An 18515-nucleotide genomic window follows, 5' to 3' on the forward strand; every position below is an offset into this window, starting at 1 on the left:
GACCGGGTCTGATACCCAGGGTTCTGTGAAGATCTCCCTCCTCCGGGGCACGCCACCGGTCCGTGCGGCGACTTAGGCTCGCAGTGCGATGAACCGATCACCCTCCCCGCCGGGAAGCGGATACCCGGCGCGCCACGAGCAGGCCCGCGGCCAGGCGGACCACCACGACCATGTGCGGCTGCTCCGGGGAGCGCGCTCGGCGGTGGTGCCGGGTCCGCACGACCCGCGTGGCGTCCCGCTGCCCGCACGGCTGTGGCTGCGGATCCCGGTGCTCCTGCTCCTGGTGGCGCTGGGGCTCGGCTTGACCGCGGGCTCCATCGCCATCCCGATCGCGGCGGAGCACCGCCCGTCCGGGTCCAGCACGCTGCTGGGTCTGTTGCAGGCGGCCCCGCTGCTGCTGGTCGCGCTGCGCCCGCTGGCCGCCTGGCGGATCGCGGGGGCCGGGCTGCTGCTCGGGGTCCTCCAGGTGCACGGCGAGTTCTGGCCGTGGCCGGTCACGGCGTTCCTCGCGCAGTTGCTGATCCTGTTCTTCGTCGCGATGTCCAGCGACCGGGAGACCCTGCTGGGGGTCGGGGCGATCACCATCGGCGGGCTGATCCTGCCCGCGGTGCTGTTCGGCATGCCCGCCTGGTTCGGCGCGATCCTGGCCGGCCTCGTGCTGGTGGTGCTGGCGTTCGGGGACGCGGTGAGCGGCCGCCGCACCGCCGAGGCGATCCTGCGCGAGCAGGAGGAGCTGCGCCGCCAGGACCTGGCCAGGCAGGCCGTCCTGGAGGAGCGCGCCCGGATCGCCAGGGAGCTGCACGACGTGGTGGCGCACCACATGTCGGTGATCGCGATGCAGGCCGAGGCCGCCCCGTACAAGATCCCCGAGCTGCCGGAGGAGGCCCGGCACACCTTCCACGTGGTGCGGGACGCCGCGCGGGAGGCGCTGACCGAGACCCGCCGCGTGGTGGGCCTGCTGCGCTCGGACGACGAGGGCGCCGAACGCGCCCCGCAGCCGGGCCTGGACAGGCTGGACGACCTGGTGTCGGGGGCCCGCAGGTCGGGCCTGGCGGTGAGCGTCGACGTGGTCGGGGTGCCCAGGCCGCTGGCCGCCGGGGTCGACCTGTCGGCGTACCGGATCGTCCAGGAGTCGCTGAGCAACGCGGCACGGTACGCGCCCGGCGCCCGCGTGCTGGTCGAGATCCGGTACGGCGCGGACCGGCTGGACGTGGGCGTCGCCGACGACGGACCGCGCAGCACCCCGGCGGAGTCGCAGGGCGGCGGGCACGGCCTGGTCGGCATGCGCGAGCGCGTCACCATGCTGGGCGGGACGATGGAGGCCGGGCCGCTCCCCGAGGGCGGCTGGGCGGTCACCGCGAGCCTCCCGTACGGCACCGGCGTGCCGTAGGAGGGACGGCGCGGTCCACGGCAGGCGTTAGGTTCTACTCGTGACGATTAGGGTGCTGATCGCCGACGACCAGATCATGATCCGCGACGGGCTCGCCGCGCTGCTGTCCTCCGACCCGGAGATCGAGGTGATAGGGCAGGCCGGGAACGGGCGCGAGGCGGTCGACCTGGCCCGCGAGCTCGACCCCGACGTCATCGTGATGGACATCAGGATGCCGGAGATGGACGGCCTGGCCGCCACGGCCGAGCTGGTCGGCGAGCCGCCCGCGCAGGACGCCGACCCCGCGGACATCCGTCCCAAGGTGCTGGTGCTGACCACCTTCGACCTGGACGAGTACGTCTACGAGGCGCTGGGCGCGGGCGCCAGCGGTTTCCTGCTCAAGGACGCCTCGGCCGCCGACCTGGTGCACGGGGTGCGGGTGGTCGCGTCGGGGGACGCGCTGCTGGCCCCGTCCATCACCCGGCGGCTCATCGGGGACTTCGCGCGGCGGCGGCGCCACCAGCGTCCCAGCCCCGGCGCCACCTCCTCGCTGACCCCGCGCGAGCTGGACGTGCTGCGCCTCATCGCGCGGGGCCTGTCGAACGCGGAGATCGCCGCCGAGCTGGTGCTGGCCGAGCAGACCGTCAAGACGCACGTCGGCCACGTCCTCACCAAGCTCGCGCTGCGCGACCGCACCCAGGCCGTGGTGTACGCGTACGAGAACGGCCTCGTGGGAGGGTAAGGGTCGTCCCGCCTCAGCGGGACGGGTCGAGGACGAGCTTGCCGGTGGTGCGGCGGGCGCGCAGGTCCTCGTGGGCCCGGCGGACCTCGCTCAGGCCGTACTCGCCCCCGGCGACCACGCGGATCCGCCCGTCGGCGGCGAGGGCGAACAGCTCGGCCAGCGCGGTGCCCATCACGTCGCCCGGCTGCCGGAACGCGTGGGCGAGCCACATCCCGGCGATCGTGATCGAGCGCGCCAGGAGGGTGGCGGGCTGGACGGGCGCGGGCGGCCGCCGCGAGGCCATGCCGTAGAAGGCCAGCCGCCCGAACGGGGCCAGCGCCCGCAGGCTCTGGTCGGTCACCGTGCCGCCGGTCATCTCCAGCACGATGTCGACCCGCCTGCCGCCGTTGGCCTCGATCAGCGCCGACTTCAGGTCGGGCTCGGCGGGATCGACGGCGGCGTCCGCGCCGAGGCTCAGCGCGAGCTCCCGCTTCTCCTTCGAGGAGGCGGTCGCGATGACCCGTCCCGCGCCCCACACCTTGGCGAGCTGGACGGCCAGGCTGCCGACGCCGCCGGCGGCGGCGTGCACGACGACCGACTCCCCGGGTGCCAGCGGCGCGCTGCGGCGCAGCAGCATCCACGCCGACGCGCCCTGGATGACCATGCCCAGCGCGGTGACGTCGTCGAGCCCGCCGGGGACGTCCCAGGCCATCGGCTCCGCCGCCACGGCCTTCTCCGCGTACCCGCCGCCGCCCGTGAGGGCGACCACGCGCCGCCCGTCCGGGGTGCGCCCGACGACCTCGGCGCCGGGGACCATGGGCAGGGACTGCTCGGCCAGGTAGCTGTTCTCGGTCTGGTGGGTGTCGGCGTAGTTGATGCCCGCCCTGGACACCTCGATGAGGACCTGCCCGGGGCCCGCGGCCGGCTCGGGAAGGTCGGCCGGCCTGAGCACCTCGGGGCCGCCGAACTCGGTGATCTGGATCGCGCGCACGCGCCTCTCCTCTGCGGACTCTGCGGACGGATCAGCGAACGGCTCAGCGGGGTCCGGGGACGCCGCGGAACCTGAAGGGGCCGCTCTCGCGGCCGGGGACGACGAACCACGCCTCGCCGGCGCCGTCGGCGTCGAGGATGGCCATGAACGCGGTGACCACGTCGGCGACGTCGAGGATGGGGAAGCCGCTCTTCTCCAGTTCGCCCTTCATCTCGCCGAGGATCGCGGTGTCGGCGAAGGACGGGCACAGCGCGTTCACGCGGATGCCCTCGGGCGCGTGCAGCGGGCCCAGCGCCCGGACGAGGCCGACGACCGCGGCCTTGTTGGCGCCGTAGACGGGGTCGAACGGGGTGGCGGTGAGGGCGGCCATGCTGGCGGTGGCGATGATGTCGCCGCCGCCGCGGGCGCGCAGCGCGGGGAGCGCCGCGTGCATCCCGTACACGACGCCGTCGAAGTTGATCGCCATGGCGCGCCGGTAGTTGCCGACGTCGAAGCCGTCCTCGCCGATGCCGCCGCCCGTCTCGCCGAGGTGGGTGGAGACGCCTGCGTTGAGGAAGGCCACGTCCAGGCCGCCGTAGGCGTCGACCGCCGTGGCGACGGCGGCCTGGTTGTCGGCGGGTTCGCGGACGTCGCAGCGGACGAACCGGCCGCCCAGCTCCTCGGCCAGCGCGGCGCCCCGCTCCTCGTCGACGTCGGCCAGGACGACACGCACCCCCTCGGCGGCCAGGCGCCGCGCCACCGCCGCGCCGATGCCGTTGGCCCCACCCGTGATCAGCGCGGTTCTGCCCGTACCGTCGAAAGCCGCCATCAGGACCCGACCTCCCAAGTAACTGACTCGTCAGTTACTCTAACGGAATGGACTTCGGTTTGAGCGCACGGGCCCAGGACTACCTCGGCCGCCTGCAGGAATTCATGGACTCGCACGTCTACCCCGCCGAGCCGGTCTACGCGGACCAGCGGCGCGAGCTCACGGCCGCCGGTCAGGAGAACACCGTCCCGCCGGTCGTCGAGGAGCTCAAGGTCGAGGCCCGCAAGCGCGGGCTGTGGAACCTGTTCCTGCCCGACAGCGAGGACCCCGCGCACGGCCTCTCGGTCACCGACTACGCCTCGCTGGCCGAGATCACCGGCCGCTCCCCCGAGCTGGCCCCCGAGGCCCTCAACTGCGCCGCGCCCGACACCGGCAACATGGAGGTGCTGCACCTGTTCGGCACGCCCGAGCAGAAGGAGCGCTGGCTGCGGCCGCTGCTGAACGGGGAGATCCGCAGCGCGTTCGGAATGACCGAGCCGGACGTGGCCAGCTCCGACGCGCGCAACATCGCCACCAGGATCGAGCGGGACGGCGACCACTACGTCATCAACGGGCGCAAGTGGTGGATCAGCGGCTCCGCCGACCCCCGCTGCAAGATCATGATTCTCATGGGCAAGACCGATCCGGAGGGGCACCCGTACCGGCAGCAGTCCATGGTGCTCGTGCCGCTGGACACCCCGGGCGTGGAGATCGTCCGGCCGCTGCCCGTGTTCGGGTACTGGGACCAGCACGGGCACTGCGAGATCAAGCTGACCGACGTCCGCGTCCCGGTGGAGAACCTGGTCGGCGAGGAGGGCGGCGGGTTCGCCATCGCCCAGGCGCGGCTCGGCCCCGGCCGCATCCACCACTGCATGCGCGCCATCGGCATGGCCGAGCGCGCGCTGGAGCTGATGTGCCGGCGCGCCGTGTCGCGGGTCGCGTTCGGCAAGCCGCTGGCGCAGCAGGGCGTGGTGCAGCAGCAGATCGCCGAGTCCCGGATGGCGATCGAGCAGGCGCGGCTGCTCACCCTCAAGACCGCCTGGATGATCGACAAGAGGGGGGTCAAGGAGGCCCGCTCCGAGGTCTCCGCCATCAAGGTGATCGCGCCGCGGGTGGCGCTGGAGGTGGTGGACAAGGCCATCCAGGTGCACGGCGGCGCGGGCGTCAGCGAAGACACGCCCCTGGCCTCCATGTGGGCGCACCTGCGCACGCTCCGCCTCGCCGACGGCCCCGACGAGGTGCACGTCCGTTCGGTGGCACGGGCCGAGCTGGGTAAGTACGTGAGCACGTGACCGAGCAAAGCGTGCGGAGGAGGATGCCGCACGCCCGGCGGCGCGAGCAGCTGCTCCGGGTGGCGCTGGGCGAGTTCGGCAGGCGGGGCTACCACCTGACCCAGATGGAGCACGTGGCCGCCGCCGCCGAGGTGTCCAAGGCCCTGCTCTACCAGCACTTCACCTCCAAGGAGCAGCTGTTCACCGAGGTGACCGAGTCGATCGTCACCGACCTGACCGAGCGGCTGAACGTGGCCGTGCGGGCGCAGCACGACTCGGCCGAGGGCATCCGGGCGATGATCCGGGTGCTGTTCGACTACGCCACCGCCGAGCCGGACGCGTGGGAGCTGCTGATCCGGCATCTCGACAAGCCCGACAGCGGGCCCGGGACGCGGGAGCTGCGGGATCTGCGCGACCGTCTCGGCACGGCGTTCGCCGATCTGCTGCTGCGGCGGCGCCGGGCCGACCCGGCGCTGTCGCCGTCCGCGCTCGCCGCCAACGAGCGGCGGGCGCGGCTGCTGGTCCCGCTGATGTACGGGTCGATGCTGTCGATGGTGTCGTGGTGGCTCGACCATCCCGACACGCCGCGCAACCGGGCCGAGCAGATGGCGCTGGAGTTCATCTGGCTCGGCCTGGACCGGCTGCGCTCCGGCGAGCGGCTGCCCCGGCACGGTCCTCCGCCCGGAAACTCCTGACATTTCCTCTGAGATTTCCTGGGGGACGGTCAAACCTCACCTGAGCGTAACGATTTCAACTCGGACGGTTCCGCGTCCCGCCCCATCGGCGCAACGATGCCGGTGTGGCTGCCGACGGGAGTGGCGCGACGTCCCAGGCCGGTCTGATCGCCGACCGGTTGCGCGAATGGCACGGTGTGTCCCAGGTCCGGGCGGACTGCGGGGTGGGCATCGCCCTCGCCACCGCGGGACGGCAGTTCCTGCACCTGCATTCCGACGAGTCCGCCGAGCTGCGGCTGACCCGGCCGGTGGTGGAACGGCTGGGCGCGGTCCTGGGCTCGTTAGGCACGGTGGCGATCCAGCCCGGCGGCGAATGGATCACGGTGCGCCTCGAAACCGGCTCCGACGTGGGCCTGGTCGTCTCGCTGGCCAGCGTCGCCATCAAGGCCAACGCGACGGCGCTCGCGCCCGGCGGCGGCGTGCCGTGCAGCGCCGCGGCCGGCGGCATCCCGCCCGAAAGGCTCGCCAGGCTCTACACCGCCGGGCCGGGCGGGTCCCCGATGCCGCTCAGCCAGTTCCCGCTGCTGCCCCGCGCCGTCCCGCGCGAGGACGTCGAACGCTCCGGCTGAGCCGGACCGGCCGTCCGGCCGTCCGGCTAGGACGGGTCGCCGGGCGGGCAGCGGAGCGCGAGGTAGAGGTCGGTGCGGTCGCGCATCGAGTGCATGCTGCGGCCGGTCATCTCCTCGATCCGCTGGATGCGGTACCGCAGCGTGTTGACGTGGACGTAGAGCAGGTCCGCCGAGCGCTGCCACGATCCCGCCGTCTCCAGGAAGGTGTCGAGCGTCCGCATCAGCTCGGTGCCGTGCTCGGCGTCGTAGACCTCCAGCGGGCCGAGGAGCCGTTCACGGTACGAGCGCCGCACGCCCTCGGGCAGGACGTCCAGCAGCACGCCGTGCGAGTCGAGGTCGGCCTCCTGGACGATGGTGACCGGGCCCGCGCCGGTGCGCGCGAAGCCCAGGCCGCGCAGCGCCGCGTCCACGGCCGCGGGCAGCCGCCCCGGGTCGTACTCGGCCTCGCTCACCCCGGCCGCGACCGCCCGTCCCTCCATGACCAGCGGATAGCGGGCGGGCAGGCCGCGCAGCGCCTCCCTGATCGCGGCCACCCGGTTCTGCCCGTTCACCAGAGCGATCACCGCGCCGTCGCGTTCGCACAGCAGCACCCTGCGGGCCCATCCGGACAGCGTGCCGCCCACGATCCACGCGCGGGGCAGCGCGGCGTCCATCGCGACGGCGACCGCGACGATCGGCAGGCCGGTGTCGGCGCCCAGCGCGCGAAGCCGCGCGGCCAGGGCCGTGCCGTCGGCGCCGGGACCGCCCATCGCGTCCAGCAGGTCGCCGACGCGCCGCTGCTCCTCGCTCCGGCGGTCGTCCACACGGTCGAGTTCGAGTCCGAGGAGGGGCAGGGCCGTGCGCAGCACCACCTCCCGGGCCGTGTCGGTGGCCGTGTCAGTGGCCGCGTCGGTGCCGGGACCCGGGCAGACCAGATGGCCGCGGACGTCCCCCCGCGCGCCGCGGATCGCGTGCACCGACCGCGGCGGCGACCCGCCGCCGCCCGCCACCCCGACCGGTGAGCCCTGCGGCTCCGCCGACACCCGCCGCCACACGCGTTCCACCTCGGCGGGCGCGGGGACGTCCCCGGTGAAGGCCAGGACGGTGGCCAGCGGCGACAGCACCCAGCAGTCCAGCCCCGCGTCGTCGCGCAGCAGCCGGACGAGGCCGCGCAGCCCGTCGGCGCGGCGGGCGGCGGCGAGCCGCCGCGCCAGCCCGGCGGGCGAGTACGCCTCGGCGACGAGCGCGGCGATCGCGCCGAACGCCGCGTCGTCGCCGGCCCTCCCGCCGCCGGAGCGGTCCACGATGAGCAGCGGCAGCCCGCGGCGCTCGCATTCGGCGGCCAGCGAGCCCGGCGGCTCACCGAGCCTGTCCAGGCCCACCACCAGGGCCGCGGCGCCGCGTTCGGCCAGCGCGGAGACGAACGCCGCGCAGTCGTCCGGGCGCCGGTACCACCGCCCCGTGGTCAGCACCAGGTCCCCGGGCCGCACCAGTCCTCCGGGGTCGGGACGGTCGGTGGTGCGCACCCGGCGGATCCTCCGGCCGAGCGAGCCCTGGCCCGCCACCAGCGTGAGCCGGACGTCCTCGTGCGCGAGCAGATCCGCGACCCGCAGGATCGCCGGTGCCGTTTCCGTCGCCATGATCACGCCTCCGGAGCCGATCCCGGCCGCCGAGGGCGTACGGCGGCTCCGGATCAGCCGTGCGGCTGCACGTCGAGCGTAGCCCTCAGAGCCGCTCCGGCGCGGTGGCAATCCTCGAAGGTGCAGTACAGCGGCGCCGGTGCCAGCCGGACGACATCGGGCTCGCGGGCGTCGGCGATCACCCCGGCGGTCGCGGCGAGCCGTTCCACGACCCCGGCGGCGTCCGGCACGCGGATCGACAGCTGGCAGCCGCGCATGGCCGGGTCGGCGGGCGTCAGCAGCTCCAGCCCGCGAACACCCTCCAGCCGCGCCGCCAGGTAGCCGGTGAGACGCTCGCTCTTGGCGCGCAGCGCGTCCATCCCCACCCGGTCGAAGATCTCCAGGGACGCCAGGACGGGGGCGAGCGCCAGGATGGGCGGGTTGGACACCTGCCAGGCGTCGGCCGAGGCAGGCGGGGAGATCTCCGGCCGCATCTCGAACCGGGTCGCCGGATCGGTCCCCCACCAGCCCGACAGCCTCGGCAGGGCGGCGTCCCGTCCGTGCCGTTCGTGGACGAAGCAGCCCGCGACCGCGCCGGGCCCGCTGTTGAGGTACTTGTACGAGCACCAGGCGGCGAAGTCCACGTCCCAGTCGTGCAGGCGCAGCGGGACGTTCCCGGCGGCGTGCGCGAGGTCCCAGCCGACCACGGCCCCGGCGGCGCGGCCCGCCTTGGTGATGGCGGGCATGTCCATCAGCTGGCCCGTCAGGTAGTTGACCCCGCCGAGCAGCAGCAGCGCGACGTGCCATCCCTCGCGTTCCAGGTAGTCGATGACGTCCTCGGTGCGCAGGTGCTCCTCGCCCTCGCGCGGCCTGAGCCGCACCACGGTGCGCCGCGGGTCGAGGCCGTGGTGGACGGCCTGGCTCCGCACCGCGTAGGAGTCGGACGGGAACGCGGAGTCCTCGATCACGATCCGGGTGCGGTCACCGGACGGCCTGTAGAAGGTGGCCATCATCAGGTGCAGGTTCACCGTCAGCGAGTTCATCGCCACGACTTCGTGCGGAAGCGCCCCCACGAGCCGTGCGTACGGTTCGCGTGCCAGTTCGTGGTAGTCCACCCAGGGGCGGCGGCCCTTCGTGTGCGCCGCGACGGCGAGCCGCGACCAGTCCTCCAGCTCCTCGGTGACCCAGCGGGCGGCGCTCTTCGGCTGGAGTCCGAGGGAGTTCCCCGCGAAGTAGGCGGCCTCCGCGTACGTGCCGCCGGGCGCGGGCGGGATGTGGAAGGCGTCCCGCAGCGTGGGCAGCGGATCGGTCGCGTCGAGACGGACCGCCTCCTGCGCGTCGTTCAACTCTCGTCCCCTTCCCCCGCCCTGTCCACGGAGAAGAAGCGCTCGGCGTTGCCGCCCAGAATCGCCGCGCACGCTTCCTCGTCCAGGTCCTCGCACGCCCGGACGGCCGCGCCCGGCTCAAGCTCGCCCAGCGGGAACGGGAAGTCGGTGCCGAGCATCACCCGGTCCCTGCCCATGACCTCCACCAGCAGCCGTACGGCGCGGGGATCGAAGACCGCCGAGTCCACGTAGAAGCGGTCGGTGTACGCCGAGGGCGGGCGCGGGGAGTCGCAGCGGACGATGTCGCGGTTGTACCAGGCGTTGTCGGCCCGCCCCAGCAGGTAGGCGAAGCTGCCGCCGCCGTGGCAGAAGCACAGCCGCAGCGAGGCGGGCAGCCGCTCGAACGCGCCGGACAGGATCAGCGTCAGGATCGACAGCTGCGTCTCCGCCGCCATGCCCACCAGCCACGGCAGCATGTAGCGGCCCGCCATGCGGTCGTCGCCCAGCATGTCCCACGGGTGGACGAGCACCGGCATGCCCTCGGCCGCGCAGTGCGCGAGGAAGCCGACGATGCCCGGGTCGTCCAGGTAGCGCGCGCCGACGTGGTTGCCGATGTGGACACCGCGATGCCCCGCCGCGGCGGCCTTGGTGACCATCGCGCACGCCAAGGCGGTGTCCTGCAAGGGGACCTGGCACAGCGGCATCAACCGGCCGGGAGCCTGGGCGCAGTACTCCAGGATCCGCTGGTTGACCAGCTCGCACCATTCGGCGGCGCGGCCGGCGTCCGTCCCGTACCCGAACATCAGCGGGGTGGACGAGACCGCCTGCACGTCCACGCCCAGGCGGTCCATCGCGGCGACCCGCGCCGCCGCGTCCCACAGCTCCGCACGCACGGGACGGTACGTCTCCTCGCCGCTCATCATCATGCCGGTGCCGTCGCCATGCGTGCGCAGCCACGGCTCGCCCGCGCCCGCCAGAACGCGCGCCTCGTCCCGGGAGATGCGTGGGAAGACGTGCGCGTGCACGTCCACCACTGTCATGAGCGGGCGCGAGTCTGGGGCCGGGCCTCCTCGGGCCACTGCTTGCCGGGGTGGACGGCACCGCAGTTACCGCACGTGCGGTCCCCCTCGTAGAAGCCCTGGAACACCGGGGGCAGGTCGTCCACGATCGACCGGACCTGCAACTCGGCGCGGTGCACGAGGTGATGGCAGTTCAGGCAGTACCACTCGAAGCCCTCCAGCATCCCCTCGGGCCGCGCCACCTCGACGACCAGGCCGATGCTGCCCGCCTCGGGGCGCTGCGGCGAGTGCCGGACGTGCGGGGGCAGCAGGAACACGTCGCCCTCGTTGATCTGCACGTCCACGGGGGGCCTGCCCTCCTCCTCCATGACGCGCAGCACCATGTTGCCCTTGAGCTGGTAGAAGAACTCCTCGATCGGGTCGTCGTGGAAGTCGGTGCGCTGGTTCGGCCCGCCGACCACCATGACGATCATCCCGGCGTCCTTGAACACCTGGACGTTGCCGACCGGCGGCTTGAGCAGGTCGCGGTGCTCGTCGATCCACCGCTGGAAGTTGAACGCGTGGCCGTGGGTCAGCTTCGGCAGGCTCATCGGGTTCCCTTCTCGGCCTGGGTTCGTTCGGGGAGGTACGCCACGCACGCCATCTCGATCAGCAGGTGCGGGTGCGGGAGCTGGTGCACGGCGACGGTCGTGCGGGCCGGGCCGGTCTCGTCGAAGTACTCGCCGTACACCTCGTTGTACCCGCCGAAGTCGTTCATGCTGACCAGGTAGGCGGTGACGTTGACCAGGTCGGACAGGTCACCGCCGGCGGCGCGCAGCAGGTCGCGGACGTTCTCGATCACCGCGCGGGTCTGCTCGCGGATGTCCAGGTCGGTCACGCCCATCGGGTCGGCGCTCGCGCCCGCGAACGTCCCGTCCGGGCGGCGCGAGCTGGTGCCGGACACGAACAGGAGGTCGCCGGCCCGCTTCACGTGCGGGAACCGCCCGCGCGGCGGGGCCTTCCCCTCGACCAGGATCGCGTCGTCGCTCATGTCCCGCCGTTCATGTCTCGCCGCTCATCTCCCGCCGCTCGTCTCCACGCCTACCCGTGATGATCCAGCAGGCCGCTATGCCTTTCCAATACCCTTCGGGACGAGAGCTATACGATTCGGGCATACCATGCGGGCATGCGGTCCCTCGACCTTCTCGACGGGCGGCTGAAGCTGCGGCACCTGGTCCTGGTGGTGGCCATCGCCGACCACGGAAGCGTGCTGCGCGCCGCCGAGCACCTGCACGTGGCCCAGCCCGCCGCCACCCGCGCCCTGCGCGAGCTGGAGCGGATCCTGGACGTCCCGCTGTTCACCCGCGGCCCGCGCGGGATGACGCCGACGCTGTTCGGCGAGGCGTTCATCGAGCACGCGCGAGCCGTCCTGGCGGAGCTGCGCCGGGCCGGGGAGCGGATCTCCGGGCTGGCCGACGCCCAGGTCGGGACGGTGACCATCGGAACGCTGCTGGCCGGTTCCAACGTCCTGCTGCCGCGGGCCATCGCCGCGCTCAAGGCGGCCAGGCCCGGCCTTACCGTGATCGTCCACGAGGCCACCTTCGACGCGCAGGTGCCGCGGCTGCTGGACGGCGAGATCGACCTGATCCTGGGCCGTCTCAACCCGATCGACGACCTGCGCGGGCTGCGCCAGATCACCCTCTACGGCGAGCCGGTGCGGCTCGTCGCCCGGCACGGCCATCCGGCCCGCTCGCAGCCCGGCCTGAGCCTGCGCGACCTGACCGGCTACCCGTGGGTGCTGCCGCTGGAGCGGACCGCGCTCCGCCAGGAGCTGGAACAGGTCTTCCGTGACCAGGGCCTGCGGCTGCCCGCGAACCTGGTCGAGTGCACCTCGATCCTGACCGTCCGCACGCTGGTGAGGGACACCGACATGATCGCGGCGCTGCCCGACCTGGTGGTCCGCACCGACGACGGGATCGCGCCGCTGCCGGTGCCGCTGGAGCCCGTCCGCCGCCAGGTCGGGGTGACGCTGCCCGCCGGGAGGTCCCTCACGCCGTCCGCCCGGCTGATGCTGGACCACCTGCGCGAGCAGGCGGCGCTGCTGTCACAGCTCCCGGACGAGGCCGAGCAGGGCGCGGCTCACCCGTGACGCGGGGTCGGCCAGGTCCAGGACGACGTCGAAGTGGTCGCGGCCCTCGACGACCATCGGCTCCGCGGCCGGTCCCCAGTGCCGGGCGAAGCGGCGGGACTGCTCCAGGAACCCGGACCCGTCGTGCTCGGCGACCGCGACGACCGCCCTGCACCGCCGCTCGGCGGGGAGCAGTTCCGGGCTCAGCGCCGCCGCGCGCCGCACGTCCAGGCCCAGCCACTCGTTGACGTAGACGCGCACCAGCGGGCGGATGTCGAACAGGCCGCTGAACGGCATCGCCGCCTTCACCACGTCCTCCGGCAGGCCCAGCTCGCGCTGCCAGCCGCCCACCATGGTCATCGCGGTCAGGTGCCCGCCGGCCGAGCTGCCGCCGACCACGAGGCGGCGGGGGTCGATCCCGTGCTCGCGCCCGTGCCGGTACACCCACGTGACCGCCGCCCGGGTCTGCCGGACGATCTCCTCCAGCGTCGCCTCCGGGGCGAGCGTGTAGTCGGGGACGACCGTGGCCACGCCCTGCTCGTGCAGCATCCGCGCCATGAACGCCGAGTCCGCGCGCGACAGCGCCTTCCAGTACCCGCCGTGCAGGAACATGAAGGCGGGCCGCGGGTCCCCTTCCGCGACGCCCCACACGTCGAGGCGCTCCCCGCTCGCCTCGTCGTAGACCACGCCGGGGTGACCGGGCAGCCCGTCCACGGCCGCGTCCGACATCTCCCGGTAGCGGGCCATCAGGCGCCCGAACCGTTCCTCCCCCGCCTTGGCGCGCACGTTGTAGGCGGCGTCCAGTTCGGCGTCGCTGCGATCGCGGCCGGGCCAGTCCTCCGGATCCACCAGATCGTCCATGCCCGCATGCTCCCACGGCCCCGAGCGGCTCACGAGTTGAGATACGCCAGGACGGCCAGGACGCGGCGGTGTCCCGAGTCGGTGTGGGGCAGGCCGAGCTTGGTGAAGATGGCCCCGATGTGCTTGCTGACGGAACGCTCGGTGATGAAGAGCGTGGTGGCGATGGTCGCGTTGTCCAGGCCCTGGGCCATGAGCCCCAGCACCTCGCGCTCGCGCGGCGTGAGCGCGCTGAGAGGGTCGTCGCGGGACGCGATGAGCTGGGAGACGACCTCGGGGTCCAGGGCGGTGCCTCCGGCGGCCACGCGGTCGAGGGCCTCCAGGAACTCCTCGACCCGGCCGACGCGGTCCTTGAGCAGGTAGCCGACACCCGCGGCGCCGCCCGCGAGCAGTTCGGCGGCGTAGGTCTCCTCGACGTACTGGGACAGGACCAGGACGGGCAGGTCCGGCAGTTCCCTGCGGGCGGCGATGGCGGCGCGCAGCCCCTCGTCCCGGAAGCCGGGCGGGAGCCGCACGTCCAGGACGGCGGCGTCGGGCCGGTGCTCCAGCAGGGCGGGCAGCACGTCGGGACCGCTGGAGGCGACGGCGGCGACCTCGTGACCCCCGCTGGTCAGCAGCAGCACCAGGCCCTCCCGCAGGAGCGCGTTGTCCTCGGCGATCACGACGCGCACGGCAGCTCCACCTCAAGGGTCGTGCCCCGGCCGGCGGGGCTGTCGATGCGGACGGTCCCGTCGAGCGCCGCCACCCGGCGGCGGATCCCCGCCAGCCCGCTGCCCTTGGCCGCGTCGGCGCCGCCCTTGCCGTCGTCCCGCACGAGGACCCGCAGGGAGCCGCCGGTGCGCGACAGATGGACCTCCGCTCGGCCCGCGCCGCTGTGCTTGGCGATGTTGGTGAGCGCTTCGGCGACGGTGAAGTAGGCGGCGGCCTCCACGGCGGCGGGCGCGCGCCCGGGGTCGCCCAGGTCCAGGCCGATCGGGATGTGCTGCCCGGCGGCCAGGGCGCGGATGGCGCCCGGCAGGCCGCGGTCGGACAGGATCGGCGGGTAGATGCCGCGGATGACGGTGCGGAGCTGGGCGAGGGCCTCCTCCACGCCCTCCCGGGCCTCAAGGAACAGGGCGCGGGCGGCGCCGGGATCGGTGTCGAAGCGGCGGTCGGCCAGGCCGAGGCGCAGGACGGCCGCCACGAGCTGCGCCTGGGTGCCGTCGTGCAGGTCGCGTTCGATGCGGCGCAGCTCGGCGCCGTGCGCCTCCAGGGCCTCGGCGCGGGTCTCGGTGAGCCGTTCGACGCGGCGGGCGAGCGTGACGCCACGGGTGGGACGCAGCAGGTACTCGGCGAGCAGCGCCTGTCCCCGCACGATCCACGGCAGGCCCCAGAACAGGATGGCCGCGTACATCGCGGCCTGGAGGAACGGCATCGTCAGCGCCTTGGGCCAACTGTCGATGGCGATGAACGCCGACTGCGAGGTCTCCGGGGCCCACCACCACAGCGGCAGGGTCAGCGAGGCGATCAGGGACGGCCACAGGCCGACCGCCACGATGGCCATGACAGGTCCTGTGAGCCCGTGCAGCGCCATCCACGCCAGGTCGCGCCAGGTGGAGGCCGAACGCAGCAGACGCGCCGCCTGCCGCAGCGCGGGACCGTCCGGTGGTTCGCCCGGCTCGGGGATCTCGCGGCCGAGCAGCCGTCCGGCGCGGCGCCGTTCGACGCGTGTCAGCGCCCGTACGGGACGCATCAGGTCGGGCAGCAAGGGCAGGGCGACGACCAGCAGGGACAGGCCCACGACCAACGGAAGCGCGATCAACCCCGCCAGCGCCGGCAACCCGGTGCGCAGCCCTCCGACAAGGGCGAGTGTGGCGGCGCCTGCGCGCCTCAACGGGGTCCTCACGCGAGAACGGTAATCGACGGTTCGAGCGGTTGTCGGTGTAGCGCGCTACACCATTGATCCGGTAGTGCGCACTGATGTGGCCGCGCGGCACCGGAACCTACGTTCGGCTCATGAACACGGCCACGGGCACGGCGGTACGCCTGGAGCGGGTCTCCAAGACCTACGGGCACGTCACCGCTCTCAACGATGTCAGCTGGGAGTTCCCGCGCGGGCGGCTCACCGCGGTGATGGGCCCCTCGGGATCGGGCAAGAGCACCTTCCTTCACTGCGCGTCCGGTCTGGACAGGCCGACCTCGGGGTCGGTCCGCATCGGCGAGGTGAACCTGAACTCCCTCAGCGAGACCAGGCGGACACGGCTGCGCCGCGACCGGATCGGCTTCGTCTTCCAGGCGTTCAACCTGATCCCGTCGATGACGGTGGAGCAGAACGTCACGCTGCCGCTGCGCCTGGCGGGCCGCGAGGCCGATCCCGCGCTCCTGGCCGAGCTGGTGCGGCGCGTCGGGCTGGCGGACCGGGTCGCGCACCGTCCCTCGGAGCTGTCGGGCGGCCAGCAGCAGCGCGCGGCGATCGCCCGCGCGCTGATCACCGAGCCCGACGTGGTGTTCGCCGACGAGCCGACCGGGGCGCTCGACCCCCGTACCGCGCGGGAGGTGCTGGCGCTGCTGCGCGAGGCGGTGGACGCGCTCGGCCGAACCATCGTCCTGGTCACGCACGACCCGGTGGCGGCGGCGTGGGCCGACTCGGTGCTGTTCCTCGACGCCGGGCGGATCGTGGACGAGCTCGCGCGCCCGTCGGTGGAGGCCGTGCGGCGCCGCTGGGAGGTCCTGTGAACGCGCGGTACGGGATCTTCGCGGCGCTGGCGTTCGCCGCCGCGCTCATCGGCTCGTGCGGGGTGCTGCTGGAGTCGGCGCTGCGGGCGCACGCCCCGGTCACGCGGTACGCCGACGCGGCGGCCGTGGTGACGGGCCCGCGCACGGTGTCGGCGAAGGTACGGTCGCCGGGCTCGGAGCCGGAGCTGCGGCGGCGTCCGGTGACCGAGCGGCCCCGCGTGCCCGTCGCGGCGGCCGGGCGCCTGCGGCGGGTGCCGGGCGTCCGGGACGTGGTCGCGGACGTGTCGTTCCCGGCCGCCCTCGCGGACGGGAAGACCTACACCGGGAACGGCTGGAGCCGCCTGGCCGTGCTGCGCGCGGGCCGCGCGCCCCGGGCGCCCGGTGAGGTCGCGGTCGACGCGGCGGCCGGCCTCAGGCCGGGACAGCGGACGACGCTTCAGGTGAACGGAGCCCCGCGGCCGTTCGTGGTGTCGGGGATCGTGGCGGCGGGCCTCTACGTCGCCCCGGGGACCGCCGCGACGCTGAGCGGTCACCCGTCCCAGGCGGACGCGCTCGTGGTCTTCGGCGACCCGGACGTGGCGAGGCTGCGCGCCGCGGCGCCAGGACTGCACGTGGCGACCGGCGACGCCCGCGGGGACGCCGAGAACCCGGCCGTGGCCGCGGCGCGGCCGGACATCGGCGACATGGCCTCCTCGCTCGGCGTGGTGTCGGTGATGGTCGCGCTGATCGTCGTCGGCGGGCTGATCGCGCTGTCGATCCGCGAGCGCGGCCACGAGTACGCGCTGCTGCGCGCGATCGGCGCCACTCCCCGCCAGGTGCGGCGCGGCATCATCCGGGAGAACGCGCGGACCGCCGTGGCGGCCGGCCTGCTCGGCGGCGTCCTGTCGCTTCCGCTGGGCGCGACCGCGCACGCGGCGATGCGGCGCAACGGGGTGCTCCCGGACGGGTTCGGGCTGGGGCTGAGCCCGCTGCCCGCGCTGGCCGCGTGCGGGATCGTGATCGCCATCGCGGTGGTGTCGGCACGGGTCGCCTCGATGCGGCTGACGCGGATCCATCCCGTCCAGGCGCTCGGTGAGGCGGCGGCGGAACGGCGGCGCACACCCCGCCGGCGGACCGTCACCGGCCTGGTGTTCCTCGTGCTGGGGCTGGGCTCGCTGGGCCTGTCGGCGGCGGCGTCGGGCCCCGAGGCGGCACTGGCGATCGGCGGCCTGGTGATCTCCCAGATGGCCGCGACGGCGCTGCTGGCCCCGGTGATCACGCGTACCGGTGTGCGGGTGCTGGGCGGTGCGGCACGGCGGGTGGACCCGGTCTCCGGCGAGCTGGCCGTGCACGGGGCGGGCGCGGCGGCGCTGCGGGCGGGCGCGGTCCTCACCCCGGCGGCGCTGGCGGTCGCGTTCGCGGGCGTGCAGGTGTTCGTCCACACGACGATGGTGCGCGCGGCGGAGGTGCAGGCCGAGGACGCGATGCTCGCCCGGCAGGTGATCGTCTCGGATGGCGCGGGCGTGCCCGCCGAGACCGCCCGCACCGTCCGGGCGGTCCCGGGCGTGACGGCGGCGACCGCCGTGAAGGACACGACCGTGGTGATGATCGTCCGGGAGCTGGGCGAGGAGGACCTGAGGTCCGTCCCGGCCCGCGGCGTGAGCCCTGAAGGTCTGGAGCGCACCTTCGACCCGGAGGTCGTCGCCGGGCGGCTGGGCGACCTGCGCGGTGACACCGTCGCGCTGAGCCGGAACGTGGCGAGCGGCGTCAAGGTGGGGGCGGTCCGGCCGATGTGGCTGGCCGACGGCACCCCGATCCGCCCGCGGGTGGCGGCGATCTACGAGCGCGGCGTGGGCGTCGGCGACGTGCTGCTGCACCGCGACCTGGTGGCCGCGCACGCCACCTCCCCGCTGGACGACCAGGTGCTGGTCGCGGGCGGCGCCGGAGTGGAGCGCGTGGCCGCACGCTACACCGGGACGAGGACGATCCCGGCCGAGCGGGCACGGGCCGAGCGGTCGCGGGCACTGCGGGCGGAGGGTTTCGTCACCCGCGCCGTCGCCGCCGCGATCTCGGGTTTCGCCGTCATCGGGCTGGTCACCACGCAGGCGCTGGCCACGGCGTCGCGCCGCCGCGAGTTCGAGCTGCTGCGGCTGACCGGCGCGACCCGGCGGCAGGTGCTGCGGTCGCTGCGGCTGGAGGCCGCGATCGTGCTGGGCACCGGGGTGGCGACCGGCGTGCTGGTCGCCGGCGTCGCGCTGGCGATGTTCGCGGGCACGGTCGGCCTGCCGCTGCCGTCCGCGCCGCCGGTGCCGCTCGTGCTGATCCTGGCGCTGGTCGCGGGGCCCGGGCTGGCCGCGACCGTGCTTCCCGCCCGCGCGGCGCTGCGGCACCGGACGGCCGAACCCGGCGTGCGGTCCCCCGCGCGGGGCGCGCGCCGTTAACATCTGCGGAGTGCCAAGATCGGTGTTGGCA

Annotated in this window: 18 protein-coding genes; 8 read left to right on the forward strand and 10 right to left on the reverse strand. The window is 74.1% G+C overall.

Features of this window, described 5'->3' with window-relative positions; all coding sequences use genetic code 11:
- The first annotated feature begins 88 nt into the window (after positions 1-88).
- Both ACGWYJ_RS22270 and ACGWYJ_RS22275 read left to right on the forward strand, forming a co-directional pair.
- Complete coding sequence (locus ACGWYJ_RS22270; RefSeq protein ID WP_395108178.1) at positions 89-1390, forward strand: sensor histidine kinase; 1302 nt, start codon at positions 89-91, stop codon at positions 1388-1390.
- A gap of 40 nt (positions 1391-1430) precedes the next feature.
- Positions 1431-2111: a response regulator gene (locus ACGWYJ_RS22275; RefSeq protein ID WP_395108179.1), complete on the forward strand. Its 681-nt coding sequence runs from the start codon at positions 1431-1433 to the stop codon at positions 2109-2111.
- A gap of 13 nt (positions 2112-2124) precedes the next feature.
- Here the strand turns inward: ACGWYJ_RS22275 and ACGWYJ_RS22280 are convergent, their stop codons facing one another.
- Positions 2125-3081 carry a zinc-binding alcohol dehydrogenase family protein gene (locus ACGWYJ_RS22280; protein ID WP_395108180.1) on the reverse strand — a complete coding sequence of 319 codons (957 nt, stop codon included), beginning with the start codon at positions 3079-3081 and terminating at the stop codon, positions 2125-2127.
- Positions 3082-3124: 43 nt separating this feature from the next.
- A complete protein-coding gene (locus tag ACGWYJ_RS22285) occupies positions 3125-3889 on the reverse strand; it encodes an SDR family oxidoreductase (RefSeq protein ID WP_395108181.1) in 765 nt (254 codons plus the stop codon).
- Positions 3890-3936: 47 nt separating this feature from the next.
- Between ACGWYJ_RS22285 and ACGWYJ_RS22290 the strand changes: the two genes are divergently transcribed.
- The 3 genes from ACGWYJ_RS22290 to ACGWYJ_RS22300 all read left to right on the forward strand — a co-directional run bounded on the left by ACGWYJ_RS22290 (position 3937) and on the right by ACGWYJ_RS22300 (position 6442).
- Complete coding sequence (locus ACGWYJ_RS22290) at positions 3937-5160, forward strand: acyl-CoA dehydrogenase family protein (protein ID WP_395108182.1); 1224 nt, start codon at positions 3937-3939, stop codon at positions 5158-5160.
- Complete coding sequence (locus ACGWYJ_RS22295; RefSeq protein WP_395108183.1) at positions 5157-5834, forward strand: TetR/AcrR family transcriptional regulator; 678 nt, start codon at positions 5157-5159, stop codon at positions 5832-5834. The genes ACGWYJ_RS22290 and ACGWYJ_RS22295 overlap by 4 nt, the downstream gene beginning before the upstream one ends.
- A 104-nt stretch (positions 5835-5938) precedes the next feature.
- Complete coding sequence (locus tag ACGWYJ_RS22300; protein WP_395108184.1) at positions 5939-6442, forward strand: luciferase family protein; 504 nt, start codon at positions 5939-5941, stop codon at positions 6440-6442.
- A gap of 26 nt (positions 6443-6468) precedes the next feature.
- Here ACGWYJ_RS22300 and ACGWYJ_RS22305 read toward each other — a convergent pair whose 3' ends face one another.
- From ACGWYJ_RS22305 to ACGWYJ_RS22325, 5 genes are read right to left on the reverse strand one after another with little or no spacing between them, the layout of a single operon-like run.
- Complete coding sequence (locus tag ACGWYJ_RS22305; RefSeq protein ID WP_395108185.1) at positions 6469-8061, reverse strand: PucR family transcriptional regulator; 1593 nt, start codon at positions 8059-8061, stop codon at positions 6469-6471.
- Positions 8062-8114: 53 nt separating this feature from the next.
- Positions 8115-9386, reverse strand: a complete 1272-nt coding sequence (gene kynU, locus ACGWYJ_RS22310; protein WP_395108186.1) for a kynureninase — start codon at positions 9384-9386, stop codon at positions 8115-8117.
- A complete protein-coding gene (locus ACGWYJ_RS22315) occupies positions 9383-10405 on the reverse strand; it encodes an amidohydrolase family protein (RefSeq protein ID WP_395108187.1) in 1023 nt (340 codons plus the stop codon). The genes kynU and ACGWYJ_RS22315 overlap by 4 nt, the downstream gene beginning before the upstream one ends.
- Positions 10402-10974 carry a 3-hydroxyanthranilate 3,4-dioxygenase gene (locus ACGWYJ_RS22320; RefSeq protein WP_395108188.1) on the reverse strand — a complete coding sequence of 191 codons (573 nt, stop codon included), beginning with the start codon at positions 10972-10974 and terminating at the stop codon, positions 10402-10404. The genes ACGWYJ_RS22315 and ACGWYJ_RS22320 overlap by 4 nt, the downstream gene beginning before the upstream one ends.
- On the reverse strand, positions 10971-11414 hold the full coding sequence (locus ACGWYJ_RS22325; protein WP_395108189.1) for a RidA family protein: 444 nt from the start codon (positions 11412-11414) through the stop codon (positions 10971-10973). The genes ACGWYJ_RS22320 and ACGWYJ_RS22325 overlap by 4 nt, the downstream gene beginning before the upstream one ends.
- A 135-nt stretch (positions 11415-11549) precedes the next feature.
- On the opposite strand from ACGWYJ_RS22325, the gene ACGWYJ_RS22330 reads away from it, so the two are divergent.
- The gene (locus tag ACGWYJ_RS22330) at positions 11550-12512 is read left to right on the forward strand and encodes a LysR substrate-binding domain-containing protein (RefSeq protein WP_395108190.1); all 963 of its coding nucleotides are present in this window, start codon (positions 11550-11552) and stop codon (positions 12510-12512) included.
- On the opposite strand, the gene ACGWYJ_RS22335 is transcribed toward ACGWYJ_RS22330, so the two are convergent.
- From ACGWYJ_RS22335 to ACGWYJ_RS22345, 3 genes are read right to left on the reverse strand one after another with little or no spacing between them, the layout of a single operon-like run.
- A complete protein-coding gene (locus ACGWYJ_RS22335) occupies positions 12468-13352 on the reverse strand; it encodes an alpha/beta hydrolase (RefSeq protein ID WP_395108191.1) in 885 nt (294 codons plus the stop codon). The genes ACGWYJ_RS22330 and ACGWYJ_RS22335 overlap by 45 nt on opposite strands.
- Positions 13353-13381: 29 nt before the next feature.
- Positions 13382-14020, reverse strand: coding sequence for a LuxR C-terminal-related transcriptional regulator (locus tag ACGWYJ_RS22340; protein ID WP_395108192.1), 639 nt, complete (start codon positions 14018-14020; stop codon positions 13382-13384).
- Positions 14008-15234: a sensor domain-containing protein gene (locus ACGWYJ_RS22345; RefSeq protein WP_395108193.1), complete on the reverse strand. Its 1227-nt coding sequence runs from the start codon at positions 15232-15234 to the stop codon at positions 14008-14010. Before ACGWYJ_RS22345 ends, ACGWYJ_RS22340 begins: the two co-directional genes overlap by 13 nt.
- A gap of 110 nt (positions 15235-15344) precedes the next feature.
- Between ACGWYJ_RS22345 and ACGWYJ_RS22350 the strand changes: the two genes are divergently transcribed.
- The gene (locus ACGWYJ_RS22350) at positions 15345-16064 is read left to right on the forward strand and encodes an ABC transporter ATP-binding protein (protein WP_395108194.1); all 720 of its coding nucleotides are present in this window, start codon (positions 15345-15347) and stop codon (positions 16062-16064) included.
- The gene (locus tag ACGWYJ_RS22355) at positions 16061-18484 is read left to right on the forward strand and encodes an ABC transporter permease (RefSeq protein ID WP_395108195.1); all 2424 of its coding nucleotides are present in this window, start codon (positions 16061-16063) and stop codon (positions 18482-18484) included. Before ACGWYJ_RS22350 ends, ACGWYJ_RS22355 begins: the two co-directional genes overlap by 4 nt.
- Positions 18485-18515 lie beyond the last annotated feature (31 nt).

The sequence above is a fragment of the Actinomadura sp. SCN-SB genome, from assembly GCF_043906805.1.
Taxonomy (GTDB): domain Bacteria; phylum Actinomycetota; class Actinomycetes; order Streptosporangiales; family Streptosporangiaceae; genus Spirillospora.

Excerpts from the sequence above, each read along its gene's own strand:
- ACGWYJ_RS22305 (WP_395108185.1), bottom strand. The coding sequence starts at position 8,061 with ATGGCGACGGAAACGGCACCGGCGATCCTGCGGGTCGCGGATCTGCTC.
- ACGWYJ_RS22290 (WP_395108182.1), top strand. The coding sequence starts at position 3,937 with ATGGACTTCGGTTTGAGCGCACGGGCCCAGGACTACCTCGGCCGCCTG.
- ACGWYJ_RS22330 (WP_395108190.1), top strand. The coding sequence starts at position 11,550 with ATGCGGTCCCTCGACCTTCTCGACGGGCGGCTGAAGCTGCGGCACCTG.
- ACGWYJ_RS22315 (WP_395108187.1), bottom strand. The coding sequence starts at position 10,405 with ATGACAGTGGTGGACGTGCACGCGCACGTCTTCCCACGCATCTCCCGG.
- ACGWYJ_RS22350 (WP_395108194.1), top strand. The coding sequence starts at position 15,345 with ATGAACACGGCCACGGGCACGGCGGTACGCCTGGAGCGGGTCTCCAAG.
- ACGWYJ_RS22270 (WP_395108178.1), top strand. The coding sequence starts at position 89 with ATGAACCGATCACCCTCCCCGCCGGGAAGCGGATACCCGGCGCGCCAC.
- ACGWYJ_RS22325 (WP_395108189.1), bottom strand. The coding sequence starts at position 11,414 with ATGAGCGACGACGCGATCCTGGTCGAGGGGAAGGCCCCGCCGCGCGGG.
- ACGWYJ_RS22320 (WP_395108188.1), bottom strand. The coding sequence starts at position 10,974 with ATGAGCCTGCCGAAGCTGACCCACGGCCACGCGTTCAACTTCCAGCGG.
- ACGWYJ_RS22285 (WP_395108181.1), bottom strand. The coding sequence starts at position 3,889 with ATGGCGGCTTTCGACGGTACGGGCAGAACCGCGCTGATCACGGGTGGG.
- ACGWYJ_RS22335 (WP_395108191.1), bottom strand. The coding sequence starts at position 13,352 with ATGGACGATCTGGTGGATCCGGAGGACTGGCCCGGCCGCGATCGCAGC.